Below are 12,898 nucleotides of genomic sequence, written 5' to 3'. Positions count from 1 at the left end.
TCGTTCGAATTTGTTTGCAGGCTCTCTTTGCAGGCATGAGCCTACGTGTACATCAAGCGTGCTTGCATTTCGCTTACGATGGTTTTAGTAATACTATTTTTAGAACTCTGTCCGGCGTTGACCGGGTTGACCGATTGCCGCTGGTTATCCAGCCTCCCCCGCGTGAGGCTGATTTCCATAATGACGGCTGAGTCAGATAATACCAATGACAACCGGATTAGATATTACTGAAGGCGACCCATTTAAGGAAGCGCGGCGGTGAAGTGAGGTATCGAGGTATACACGGATAGGCTGAAGCGCTTGTCTGGAGCGGTTCTGACCGGGCGGCAGTTGTTTCGCCAATGTGAATTTAAACCAACGAACTGCGGTATTTTGTATCCCGATGCCAGGCGGCATCGGGATTAAGAACAAGACTAAAATTTGTTGCAACTATTTACGCGTCTTAAGCGTTTAAAGCAGCGATTTCAGGCCACTTCGGCAATCAATTCGATTTCGACGCAAGCGCCGAGCGGAATTTGCGCTACGCCAAATGCCGAGCGTGCGTGTTTGCCGCGCTCACCGAAAATATCGGCGATCAACTCGGACGCGCCATTGGTGACGAGATGCTGTTCGGTGAACTCGAACGTGGAGTTGACGAGGCTCATTACCTTCACGATCCGCGTCACCCGGTTCAGGTCGCCTACATGCGCGTGCAGCGTTGCAATCAGGTCGATGGCGATCGAGCGTGCGGCGGCGCGGCCTTCTTCGGTGGTGAGCGTGGCACCCAGTTTGCCCACCCACACCTTGCCGTCCTTCTTCGCGATGTGACCGGACAAATAGATCGTGTTGCCGCTTTGCGCGCTCATCACGTAGGCGGCGGCAGGGGCGCCGGCCGTAGGCAATTCGATGCCGAGTTCCTTCAGCTTGTCGTAGACGTTCAATTGGGCCATGGGGTGTTCCCTAGAGATGGAAAGGATGACGCGAGAGCGCACCGGGGCGGTCGTTCCGTCCTTGCGCGCCCGCCTTGCAACGAGATCAGACCAGCGCGCGGACCAGCGCGCCGAGCTTGGCGACACCTTCGTCGATTTTCGCCGGCGGCACGGTGACGAACGACAGCCGCAGCGTGTTGTGCTCCGCTTCATTCGCGAAGAACGGGCCGCCGGGCACGAATGCCACATGCTGCTCGATGGATTGCTCAAGCAGTTTCATTGTATCGATGTGTTTCGGCAGCTTCACCCACACGAACATGCCGCCTTCCGGACGGTTCCATTCAACGCCCGCCGGCATGTGCTGTTCGAGTGACGCCAGCATGGCCGCGCATTGATCACGATACAGCGCGCGGATCTTCGGGATATGCGTTTCGAGAAAGCCGTCCTTGACGACTTCGTGCACGATCCGCTGCGTGAGGCTCGGCGTATGCAGGTCGGTTGCCTGCTTGGCCTGCACCAGCTTGAAGTGCAGCTCCTCGGGCGCAATGATGTAACCCACGCGCATGCCCGGCGACAGGACCTTCGAGAAAGAACCCAGGTGGACGATGTGATCGGGCGCCATCGACAGCATGGTCGGCAGCGGTGCGCCCGCGTAGTCCAGGGCGCCGTAGGGATCGTCCTCGACCACCGGGAAGCCGGCGCGCTGTGCGAACGCGGCCAGTGCGGTGCGGCGCTCGAGCGACAGGCGACGGCCGGTCGGATTCTGGAAATTCGGCTGCGCGTACAACAAGCGTGCACCGGCTGTGAGCGTGGCGTCGAGCGAGGACACGATCAAGCCGTGTTCGTCCGTGGGGACTTGCACGTAGTTCGGCTCGTACATGGAAAACGACTGCAGGGCGCCGAGATACGTGGGCGTTTCTACCAGTACGCGGCTGGCGGGATCGATCAGCACTTTGCCGAGCAGGTCGAGCGCTTGCTGCGAGCCTGTGGTGATCAGCACCTGCGACGGCCGGATCGATGCGCCGTTGACCGAGTAGCGTTGCGCGACCCATTCGCGCAGCGGCAGGTAACCTTCGGTGGCGCTGTATTGCAACGCGGCGGCAGGGCTGTCACGCAGGATGCGGTCGCATGCCACGCGCATTTCCTCCACCGGAAACGTAGCCGGCGACGGCAATCCGCCCGCGAACGAAATGACCTCGGGCCGCTCGGTGACCTTCAGGATTTCGCGAATGGCCGAACTGGTGAGCTTTCTCGCGCGTTCGGAAAGTTGCCACGGCTTGGCTTGAAGGTCGGCTTGATTCATGGGGTCCTCGGTTGGTCTCGGTAAGCGGTCTATTGCGCCTGCGGGTTGATAAATGCTGCACGGTGCTGCGAAAAAGTTAATGCGCACTGCGTTTCTGCATCTGGTTCGAAAAGCGCGATTCACTGCAATTCAGCGCAATCGATAAACAGTGGGGGACACATATTATGGCGTGCCCGCCGCCGGATGTTCTAACGCGGATCTGCCTGCACGGATTCGTCTTGCGCCGGCTCGGCCTCGGCCGTCTCCTCGGGCGTGTCCGTGTCATTCGCTGCGTCTGCGTCCCCGGTCTTCCTGCTCTTCGCGCGCTTGCGGGCCGGTTTGGCCGGCGCGGCCTCGGCTTGCTTCGCTGCTTCGATCGATTCCGCCGATTCCCCCAGCGTAACAATTGATCCATCCGGCAACTCGAACTCCGCGACGAGCACCGGCGTGCCCGCCGTCACCTCGACCCGCATCAGATGCGACACACCCAGCCATGCCAGTTGCTCGGAGATCAGGTGTGCGCGCGGATGAAACCCCGTCAACGACTTCAGCGCGATACCCGTTTCCGGCAGCGATTCACTCGGATGCTGCGGCGTGTCCCACTGGATCAGCGACGGCAGGAGGCCGTCGCCGGCGCCTTGCCACGCTGGAAAAGTACCATCGGCGGGAATGGTGAGATCCCACGCGTTAGCGCCTCGCGTCATGGGCACCACGGCCGGGATGCGCTCCGGATATTGCGCCTGCCAACGCGTCAGCACTTTCGGGCGATTCACCCGCGCGACCCAATGCACGAGTTGCGGGCCGGCTTCAAGACGTTGTTGCTGCATGGGGTCGTCGAGCGCAAACAGGCGAGGGCGCGGGGTATCGACGGACGCTGCGTCCGGGTCCACGGCGATCACCTCGAGATACGCGCCGCCCCACAGGTTCAGCAGACGGTTATGCGTGCGCATAAGAGGATGCGCACCGCCTCCGGTCATCTCGATTCCCAGTTTCGCGGCGATAAAGTCCGCGCCTTCTTCCAGCGTGCGGGCGGCGATAACGAGGTGGTCGAGTTGCAGCGGATGAGCGGTCATAGTGCACGAATAACTTGAAGGAAGATTGCCCGGACAACGCCGGCTAAGCCCGTCAGCATACCCGTTCCGCCCGCCCATGAGCTCTGCGTTAGCCATCCGGCCGGGTAATTGGCACTTGGCCCGAAGAGACTGAACCGCCCGGCCGAACCGCCTTGGCGGTACTGAAAACGCGTGAAACGCGGACAAATACCGCCAACTTTACCTATAGTCCCAGTCTTAAATGTATCGGCAACGACCGTAACAGTAACGGTACAATTCATCCGATACCCTTCTGTACAGTCATCGAACGCATTCAACCCCGATGGAACCTGACATGTCCGTTCCGCTCGACCAGATTCCCGCGCCCCACGGCGCGCCGCAACTCACGCTCGTCGACCAGCTGGTGCAATGGGGCCGGCGCCGTATTGACGAGCGAGTGTTCCGCCCGGGCATGCGCATGCCGTCCATCCGCAAACTCGCGGTCGACAAGGGCGTGTCCCGGTTCACGGTGGTCGAGGCGTATGAACGGCTGGTCGCGCATGGGTATCTCGACTCGCGGCGCGGCTCCGGGTTCTTTGTGCGCGACCGGACCAGTTCCAACGATTCCCACGTCCACCCGGCACTGGCCACCGAGCGCGCACCGGTGCCCAGCACGATCGACGTGGTCTGGCTGCTGCGCAACATGCTGCACACGTCGAGTCCGGCGAAAGGGCCGGGCATTGGCTACCTCCCGGCTAGCTGGCTGAACGGCGAGTTGCTGACTGGCGCATTTCGCGCCCTGAGCCGGCAAAGCGGCGCACAACTGCTCGGCTTCGGCACGCCGCAGGGCTTTCTGCCGCTGCGCCAGCAAATTCAGACACGGCTGGAGGAACTTGAGATTGGCGCGTCGACGGACCAGATCGTGATGGTGTCCGGCGTCACGCAGGCCATCGATCTGATTGCGCGGGTCTTCGTGCAACCTGGCGACACCGTGATAGTTGGCGACCCCGCCTGGTTCCAGATGTTCGGCCGCTTCGTGGCGCAGGGCGCCCGGCTGGTCGGCATGCCGTACACGCCGGACGGTCCGGATCTCGATGCGCTCGAATCCATGGTCCAGACCTGGCGCCCGAAGATGCTCGTGATCAATTCCGTGCTGCAGAATCCGACCGGCACGTCGCTGACCGCGGCGCAGGCGTTTCGCATTCTGCAACTCGCTGAAACCTACGATTTCATCGTCGTGGAAGACGATATCTACGGCGATCTTTGCCCGACCAATTTTCCCGCGACGCGCCTCGCGAGCCTCGACCAGCTGAAGCGCGTGATTTTCCTCAACAGCTACTCGAAGACGCTCGCGCCGAACCTGCGCGTGGGTTACGTCGCGGCGGCGCCGGAGGTGGCGAATGCAATCGCCGATCAGAAAATGCTGGTCGGCATGACGAGCCCCGAACTCAATGAGCGCGTGCTGTATAAAGTGCTCACCGAGGGCCACTACAGGCGTCACGTGGAAAGGCTGCGTGCGAAACTGGACGGGGTTCGCGAGAAAACCGTCCGGATGCTCGAAAAAGTTGGCTACAAGCCGTATCTGGTGCCATCGGCCGGCATGTTTTTATGGGCCGACACCGGCGTGGATTCCGAAGGGCTCGCCGCTGCCGGACACGAAGCCGGCTTTTTGCTGACGCCCGGCAGCCTGTTTTCTCCGCATCAACTACCCAGCACGTGGATGCGTTTCAACATCGCGAACTGCGCCGATCCGGGCCTGCCCGCGATGCTGGCCGGTTACTCGGATCGCGTCGGGTAGACCTGCCTGCAGCATCCTCAAACGCAATCACGCGGCGCTGCGGGTCTCGTCGGCCCCTTGAAATTATCGCCGGCGACCTCATGTTCCGCAGAATTCGCGCGGTGCGTTCCGGCAGGAGGCCATGATGCTCATGCGCTGTCCGGGCGCACCGTCCGGCTGTATCGCGGCCGCTGAAAAAACCCGTCAACATTCGACACAACCAGAGGAACCGACCATGGCACAAGAAACCATGAGCTTTCAGGCAGAAGTGAAACAACTTCTGCATCTGATGATCCATTCGCTCTACAGCAACAAGGAAATTTTCCTGCGCGAGCTGATTTCGAATGCATCGGACGCGGCGGACAAGTTGCGCTTCGAAGGCATTGAAAACAGTGCACTGTACGAGAACGATCCGGATCTGCGCATCCGCATCTCGTACGACAAGGCCGCTCGCACCGTGACGATCGACGACAACGGCATTGGCATGAGCCGCGACGAAGCGATCTCCCATCTCGGCACGATCGCGCGCTCGGGCACGAAGGAATTTTTCTCGAAGCTATCCGGCGACCAGCAAAAGGACGCAGCGCTGATCGGCCAGTTCGGCGTGGGTTTTTACTCGGGTTTTATCGTCGCGGACAAGATCACGGTTGAAACGCGTCGCGCCGGTTTGCCGGCCAGCGAAGGCGTGCGCTGGGAAAGCGCGGGCGAGGGCGATTTCGTGGTCGAACAGATCGAACGCGCGCAACGCGGTTCGAGCATCACGCTGCATCTGCGCCCGGAAGAAGACGAATTCCTCTCCACGCACAAGCTGAAGTCGATCATCCAGAAGTACTCGGATCACGTCGCATTGCCCATCCTGATGAAGAAGGAAGAGTGGGATGCCGAGAAGTCCGAGATGGTCACGAAGGACGAAGACGAGACGGTGAACCAGGCGAGTGCGTTGTGGACGCGTTCGAAGAGCGACATCACCGACGAGCAATACAAGCAGTTCTATCAACACCTTTCCCACGATCACGACGATCCGCTCGCGTGGACGCATAACCGGGTGGAAGGCCGTAGCGAATACACGCAGTTGCTGTATGTGCCGAAGCACGCGCCGTTCGATATGTGGAACCGCGATCATCGCGGAGGTTTGAAGCTGTATGTGAAGCGCGTGTTCATCATGGACGACGCGGAACAACTCGTGCCCGCGTATCTGCGCTTCGTGAAGGGCGTGGTCGATTCGGCTGATCTGCCGCTGAATGTATCGCGTGAAATCCTGCAGGAAAGCCGCGACGTGAAGGCCATTCGCGAAGGCGTGACCAAGCGCGTTCTGTCGATGCTGGAAGAAGTGGCATCGTCGTCAGCCGAAGCGACGGATGAGACCGGGAAGGCCAAGTACGCCAGCTTCTGGAAAGAGTTCGGACAGGTGTTCAAGGAAGGCATCGGCGAGGACTACGGTAATCGCGAACGGATTGCCAAGCTCGTGCGCTTTGCATCGACGCATACGGATTCGTCGGAGCAGACGGTGGCGCTCGCCGACTACGTGGCGCGCATGAAACCCGAGCAGACGAAGATCTATTACGTCACCGCTGATACCTGGCAGGCCGCGAAGAACAGCCCGCATCTGGAGGTGTTCCGCAAGAAGGGTGTGGAAGTGCTGCTGCTGACGGATCGCGTCGATGAATGGATGCTGTCGTTCCTCAACGAATTCGACGGCAAGCCGCTGCAAAGCGTGGCGCGCGGCGACCTGGATCTCGGCGCGCTGAACGACGAGGAAAAGCAGGCGCAGGAGAAGGTTGGCGAAGAATTGAAGCCGCTCGTGGAAAGCATGAAGGCGGCGCTGGAAGGCAAGGCGAAGGATGTGCGCCTGACGTTCCGCCTGACCGATTCGCCGACGTGTCTCGTCGCCGATGACGGCGACATGAGCGGTTACCTGCAACGCATGTTGAAACAGGCAGGGCAGCAGGCGCCCCAGATGCAGCCGATCCTGGAAGTGAATCCGGAGCATCCGCTGGTGAAGAAGCTTCGCGCCGACGATGCGAATTTCGGCGACTGGTGTCATCTGCTGTTCGATCAGGCGATGCTGGCCGAAGGCGGCACGCTGGAAGATCCGGCGAGCTTTGTGAAGCGCACGAACGCGTTGTTGCTGGCGCGATAAGTTATCGTTGGGAAGAAGCGAGGAAAGCGCGCTGCCGGGAAACCGGCAGCGCGTTTTTTATTGCAGACGAGGCATGAGCTGCGCAGCGTTGCGGTTTATTTTGCCCGGCGTTCCTTGTTCGCCTGCGCGACGACCGATCCCGCCAGCGTCTTGGTGTCCTTTGAATATTTATCGCTGTGAAGAACCTGCCCGGCCTTGTGTTCCATCTCGGCGCCCGTTTGATTCATCGTATGCGTTTGCGATAACGCCGAGGCAGCAAGGCTCTTGGCAATCACCGACGCCTTCGGGTCGTGCAGCGTATGCGACGCCAGCGTGGCGACTGCCTTCGATGTCTGTTTCGTATTGACCGGCATGTGTGTCCTCTCATGACTTATTGATAGCTCGTCGCGAAGCCGCCGCGAGCACCGGTCGTACCCCGACCGGTTCGCCAGTCTCCTGTGAGTGTCTGCCGGCATCTATACGAATCCTCCTATTTACGTCTCTGGTTTTATAATCCCGGGCATGCCAAAAGCTCCTCTTGCCGGTACTCATGCGTGGCGCGAGCGCCCGCTTCCCACTTTCACCGCTGATCAGAAAGACTGGCTCACGCGCGGCGGCTCGCTGACCGCGCATTTGCGTGAACTGGGCGATGTCACCGTCCATGTCACGCGTGAGGCGGTCGGTCAGCCGTGGCGCGACGAAGCCGCCGCGCTGGACATCACGCCGCGCACGCCGGTATGGATCCGCGAAGTCGTGCTGAATGTGAATCGCGTGCCGTTCGTCGCGGCGCACAGCGTTGTGCCGTTCGATGTCAGCTCGGGCGTGTGGCAGGCAATGCGGCGCTTGAGAACGCGGCCGCTCGCCGAGTTGTTATATGGCGACAGCAGCGTGTGGCGTTCGCCGCTTACCAGCCGAAGGATCGACGCACGCGATCCGCTATACCGGCTTGCCGCCAGGCAAATACAGCATGAAAAACCCCATGCCTTTGTCGCGCGCCGTTCGGTGTTCGTGAGACTGGGCGCACCGCTCATGGTCACCGAGTGTTTCCTGCCGGCCCTATGGTCGTTTCTCGCACGCGGGGATGCATGCTAAAAGGCTTCCCGCCCGTCGCCGATGAGAACACCCATACGCTGATCCTCGGCAGCTTTCCCGGCGTGGCGTCGCTGGTGGCGACGCAGTACTACGCGCATCCGCGTAACCAGTTCTGGCGGCTGGTAGGCACGGTGATCGAGGAGCCGTTGAACGAGCTCCCCTACGACGAACGCGTGCTCAAGCTCCTGAAACGTGGCATCGGCCTGTGGGACGTGCTTGCCGCGTGCGAACGCGAAGGCAGCCTGGACACCGCGATCCGCAACGCCAACCCCAACGACTTCGCTTCATTTCGCCTTCATGCGCCGCGGCTGAAAAAGCTCTGCTTCAACGGCAAGACCTCCGGGCGTTTCGAGCCCGTGATCCGTGCGGCCGGCTACGAAACCCTGGTCCTGCCGTCGTCGAGTCCGGCGAATGCTATCCTCTCGTTCGATCAAAAATTGCGCATCTGGCGCGACATCCTCAAATGACCCAATTAATCAAACGTGCGTCGGCTGAAGCGCGCGCGTTCGGCGGCAAGCGCCAAGACAAGAAACACGGCAAGCAACTGAAGAAGCAGGACAAGCGCTTCAAGCGCGAACGCGATGACGATCTCGACGACGCGCCGCGCATCGATGTCCCCCGCAAGCCGCGCTTCGCGCCCGTGACGTTTTCGGAAGAGGACGGTGTGCGTTTCCTGCATTTCGGCACTGAATGGGTGCAGGGAGCCATGCGCCTGAAGAAGCCGAATCACATCGAGCTTGAATACGCCCAGCAGATGATGGCGTGGCTGTTGTTCATCGAAACGCCGAAGCGCATCGTGCAACTCGGTCTCGGTTCGGCCGCGCTGACCAAGTTCGCGCATGCGTTCCTGAAGCGCGCGAAGGTTGAAGCGGTCGAGCTGAACCCCTCCGTCGTGATAGCGGCGCGTACGATGTTCGAGCTGCCGAACGACGACGCGCGCCTCACCGTCCATGAGCAGGACGCGTATGACTTCGTCAACGACCGTGCGAATCACGGCACCATCGGCGCCTTGCAGATCGATGTCTACGATGCCACCGCGCGCGGCCCCGTGCTCGACAGCGTGGCGTTCTATCGTGCGTGCCGCGCCTGCCTGACGGCGCCGGCGGGTGTGGTGACGGTCAACCTGTTCGGCGATCATCCAAGCTTCGTGCGCAACATGAAGCGCCTGAACGAAGCCTTCGATGGCCGCGTGATCGCGCTGCCCGAAGTTCACGACGGCAACCGCATTGCCATCGCGTTCGCGGGTCCTGCGCTCGACGTGCCGTACGCGCAGCTTGAACAGCGCGCGAAGCTGATCGAGAAGGAATTGAAGTTGCCGGCACGCCAATGGGTGAAGGGCCTGTCGATCAGCGCAGGCGGGGACAACGCAGCGAGTTTTTCGATCTAGTCGCTGACGAGGGACGAACCCGCGCCGAGCCGAGCCACGCGATAAAGAAGGTATTACATAGTGCTTTCCGCGTTCATTACGGTTCGGGTTCGCCCTGCTTGACCCACTTTTATGCGTCCATATACTCCACGTGTTATTTCGGGGCGCTATTAGACTGAGCTTTGCCGCGAGATCCGCGCAGAGCAACAGTCTGGAAGCATATTTCAAGAGAAAAGAGGAGGCCGTCATGGCTCAAGAAGCGGTGGCCGCCACGGGTCAAGTCCGCAACAAGCAGTGGCTCTGGCTGCTGGTTCTTCCCTGGATCGGCGTTGTCTGGGTGCCGTTTTACAACAAGATTGAACCGGTCCTCTGGGGCTTTCCGTTTTTCTACTGGTACCAGTTGCTCTGGGTGCTGATCAGCGCGGTCATCACGGCCGTGGTCTATGTGAAGACCAAGCCTGTCCATGACGTTCCCAAGCTCACACCGGGGAGCCCGCGATGATGAATTCCACCGCAACCTTCGTCTTCGTCCTGTTTTTTATCGGCGTGACGATCCTGGGTTTTGTCGCCGCTCACTGGCGCAAGGCCGATCTCGGTCAACTCGATGAATGGGGCCTCGGCGGCCGTCGCTTCGGCACGATCGTCACGTGGTTCCTGCTGGGTGGCGACTTATATACGGCATACACGTTCGTCGCGGTTCCCGCGCTCGTGTTCGGCGCCGGCGCCACCGGCTTCTTCGCGTTGCCGTACACCATCCTGATCTATCCGTTCGCTTTCGTGGTGTTCCCGAAGCTGTGGGCGATCTCGAAGAAGTTCGGCTATGTGACCGCCGCCGACTTCGTGCACGCCCGCTACAACAGCCGCATGCTGGCGTTGGCCATTGCCGTGACGGGGATCATCGCGACCATGCCGTACATCGCGTTGCAGCTCGTGGGTATTGAAGTGGTGATTGGTGCGCTTGGTTTCGATACAACGGGCTTCATCGGCGACCTGCCGCTGATCATCGCGTTCGCGATCCTGGCGGCCTACACGTACACGTCAGGCCTGCGCGCGCCGGCCATGATCGCGGTCGTGAAGGACGTGCTGATCTACATCACGATCATCGCCGCAATGATCATCATCCCGGCGCAGCTCGGCGGCTTCGGCGCGATCTTCAGCCATGTCGATCCGGCGAAGATCCTGCTGAAGGCACCGGATGCATCGAGCCTGAACGGCTACAGCGCTTATGCGACGTTGGCGGTAGGGTCGGCGCTTGCGCTGTTCCTGTATCCGCACTCGGTGACGGCGGTGTTGTCGTCGAAGTCCGGCAACACGATCCGCCGCAACATGGCGCTGCTGCCGGCGTATTCGCTGGTGCTCGGGCTGCTCGCGTTGCTGGGCTACATGGCGCTGGCATCGGGCGTGAAGGACATGCCGGAATTCGCTCCGTACTTCAAGGCGTATGGTTCGAACTTCGCGGTCCCGGCGCTGTTCCTGCACTTCTTCCCGTCGTGGTTCGTGGGCGTGGCGTTTGCGGCTATCGGTATTGGCGCGCTGGTTCCGGCGGCCATCATGTCGATCGCAGCGGCCAACCTGTACACGCGCAACGTGCATAAGGAGTTCGTGAACAGGACCATGACGCCGGAGCAGGAGACCAATGTCGCCAAGCTGGTGTCGCTGCTGGTGAAGGTGGGTGCCGTCGTGTTCATTCTTGCGCTGCCGCTGACCTACGCCATCCAGTTGCAACTGCTCGGCGGGATCTGGATCATCCAGACGCTGCCGGCGCTGGTGCTCGGGCTTTATACGCGGGTCCTGGATCACCGCGGCCTGCTGCTCGGCTGGGCTGCCGGTATTGCGACGGGTACGTGGATGGCGGTGTCGCTGAAGCTGGCGGGCTCCATCTTCACGATCCATCTGTTCGGCTATGCGATCCCCGGTTACGCCGCGGTCTGGGCGCTGGTTGTGAACCTGGTGGTATCGATCGTGGTGAGTATCCTGGTGCGCGTGATCGGTCTGAAGCGGTCGCATGACCATACGAGTCCAGAGGATTACCTGGACGTCGCGGAAACCTGATCCAAAAAGGGAAAAAGCGGGGATCCAACCCCGTTGTGTCCCGAAAGCTGGTAAAACGCCCGTAACGGATGTTGCGGGCGTTTTGTCTTTGCGCGTCCGGTTTCATCCGCCTTTCGTCCGCCAAACTCACCGGAACCGCATGTCCTCGACCGATACGACCCGGCCCCACCGCAGCCAGGCACGGCGCTTACTGCATGTGCTGGGCTCGCCGTATTTTCGTTATCGCTATGCCAAATACCTGCACGGGGCGCGCGTGGCGCTGGCCATGCTCTCGTCGATTGCGCTGACCTCGGGTATCAATATTCCGCATGGCGAATGGTCGTCGGTGACCTTGCTGGTAGTGATCGGCGGATTGCAGCATCACGGCAATATCCGCAAGAAAGCGGCGGAGCGCGCGCTGGGCACGCTGCTTGGGGCGTCGCTCGGGCTTGGGCTGATCCTGCTGCAGTCGGCCACCCATTCGACCATGGTCACGTACGTGCTGCTCGCGGTGATAGCGGGCGTATGCGCGTATCACGCCATCGGCAAGCCGGGATATATCGCGTTGCTGACGGCCATTACCACGATCATCGTCGCGGGGCACGGAGACCTGTCTATTGAGGTCGGCTTGTGGCGCACCTTGACGGTGCTGATCGGGATCGTGATCGCGCTTGGGTTTTCGTTCGTGCTGCCCCAATACGCCACCTATTCATGGCGCTACCGGCTCGCCGACAACATGCGCGAAAGCGCGCAGATCTACGGCGCGATCATGGAAGGGCGGCCAATTCCCCCTGATACCCTGACCAAGCGCTTCCTCGCGATGAACGCGAGGCTGGTGAGTTCGCGCTCCTTGCTGGCGTCGGTGGCAAAGGAAATCAATGTGCCGGCTGCCGTGCTCGACGACATCCAGCGCCAGCACCGCTCGCTTCTCACCGCGCTGGAAATGATGGCGGCGGCCGTGCCGGCCGGCGCTCCCGGATTCACCGGGAGGGCTCACACTGACGAGCGCGCGGTACGGCACACGTTGCTGCTGATTGCACGCGCGTTGCGTTTTGGGCGGGTGGGTTTGCTGCACGCTGCGACGGGGCCTGCCGCAGCATCGGCGCGACTGGAGCAGACGGCGAATGTCGCGGCGAGCCTGGCACCTGAGCTGCAGGGACCGTACTGGCTCGCGCAACGGCTGGCGGAACAGGTCGACCGGCTGCGCTTGCGGCTGATCGAGATCGAGCGGCAATGGAACATCGAAGGCGCGCAGCCGTTTCATCGATAAAGCGATGCAGACGAAGGCGGCG

General features: G+C 61.1%; 10 protein-coding genes and 2 pseudogenes. 8 read left to right on the top strand and 4 right to left on the bottom strand.

Annotated elements, in window-relative coordinates; genetic code table 11:
* Positions 1-464 precede the first annotated feature (464 nt).
* The 3 genes and pseudogenes from ABH944_RS13780 to ABH944_RS13770 all read right to left on the bottom strand — a co-directional run.
* Positions 465-929: a RidA family protein gene (locus ABH944_RS13780; protein WP_404607050.1), complete on the bottom strand. Its 465-nt coding sequence runs from the start codon at positions 927-929 to the stop codon at positions 465-467.
* An 85-nt stretch (positions 930-1,014) separates the two neighbouring features.
* Positions 1,015-2,211, bottom strand: coding sequence for an aminotransferase-like domain-containing protein (locus ABH944_RS13775; RefSeq protein WP_404607048.1), 1,197 nt, complete (start codon positions 2,209-2,211; stop codon positions 1,015-1,017).
* A 389-nt stretch (positions 2,212-2,600) separates the two neighbouring features.
* A pseudogene (locus tag ABH944_RS13770) lies at positions 2,601-3,263 on the bottom strand (VOC family protein); the annotation flags it as partial.
* Positions 3,264-3,576: 313 nt separating this feature from the next.
* Between ABH944_RS13770 and ABH944_RS13765 the strand changes: the two are divergent.
* On the top strand, positions 3,577-5,019 hold the full coding sequence (locus tag ABH944_RS13765) for an aminotransferase-like domain-containing protein (RefSeq protein WP_404607046.1): 1,443 nt from the start codon (positions 3,577-3,579) through the stop codon (positions 5,017-5,019).
* Between the two features lie 214 nt (positions 5,020-5,233).
* Positions 5,234-7,138 carry a molecular chaperone HtpG gene (gene htpG / locus ABH944_RS13760; protein WP_404607045.1) on the top strand — a complete coding sequence of 635 codons (1,905 nt, stop codon included), beginning with the start codon at positions 5,234-5,236 and terminating at the stop codon, positions 7,136-7,138.
* A gap of 95 nt (positions 7,139-7,233) precedes the next feature.
* Here htpG and ABH944_RS13755 read toward each other — a convergent pair whose 3' ends face one another.
* A complete protein-coding gene (locus tag ABH944_RS13755; protein ID WP_404607043.1) occupies positions 7,234-7,491 on the bottom strand; it encodes a hypothetical protein in 258 nt (85 codons plus the stop codon).
* Positions 7,492-7,639: 148 nt separating this feature from the next.
* Between ABH944_RS13755 and ABH944_RS13750 the strand changes: the two are divergent.
* The 6 genes and pseudogenes from ABH944_RS13750 to ABH944_RS13725 all read left to right on the top strand — a co-directional run.
* Positions 7,640-8,191, top strand: a pseudogene (locus ABH944_RS13750) (chorismate--pyruvate lyase family protein); the annotation flags it as partial.
* Between the two features lie 11 nt (positions 8,192-8,202).
* The gene (locus ABH944_RS13745) at positions 8,203-8,676 is read left to right on the top strand and encodes a DNA-deoxyinosine glycosylase (protein ID WP_404607042.1); all 474 of its coding nucleotides are present in this window, start codon (positions 8,203-8,205) and stop codon (positions 8,674-8,676) included.
* The gene (locus tag ABH944_RS13740) at positions 8,673-9,596 is read left to right on the top strand and encodes a class I SAM-dependent methyltransferase (protein WP_404607040.1); all 924 of its coding nucleotides are present in this window, start codon (positions 8,673-8,675) and stop codon (positions 9,594-9,596) included. The genes ABH944_RS13745 and ABH944_RS13740 overlap by 4 nt, the downstream gene beginning before the upstream one ends.
* 226 nt (positions 9,597-9,822) lie before the next feature.
* Positions 9,823-10,077 (top strand): DUF3311 domain-containing protein, encoded by a 255-nt coding sequence (locus ABH944_RS13735; RefSeq protein WP_404607038.1) that lies wholly within the window; start codon positions 9,823-9,825, stop codon positions 10,075-10,077.
* On the top strand, positions 10,077-11,627 hold the full coding sequence (mctP, locus tag ABH944_RS13730) for a monocarboxylate uptake permease MctP (protein ID WP_404607342.1): 1,551 nt from the start codon (positions 10,077-10,079) through the stop codon (positions 11,625-11,627). Before ABH944_RS13735 ends, mctP begins: the two co-directional genes overlap by 1 nt.
* 139 nt (positions 11,628-11,766) lie before the next feature.
* A complete protein-coding gene (locus ABH944_RS13725; protein WP_404607037.1) occupies positions 11,767-12,876 on the top strand; it encodes an FUSC family protein in 1,110 nt (369 codons plus the stop codon).
* The last annotated feature ends 22 nt before the right edge of the window (positions 12,877-12,898 follow it).

This window comes from Caballeronia udeis (genome assembly GCF_044909315.1).
Lineage (GTDB): Bacteria > Pseudomonadota > Gammaproteobacteria > Burkholderiales > Burkholderiaceae > Caballeronia > Caballeronia udeis_A.
This window is presented reverse-complemented; position numbering and strand designations above follow the sequence as displayed.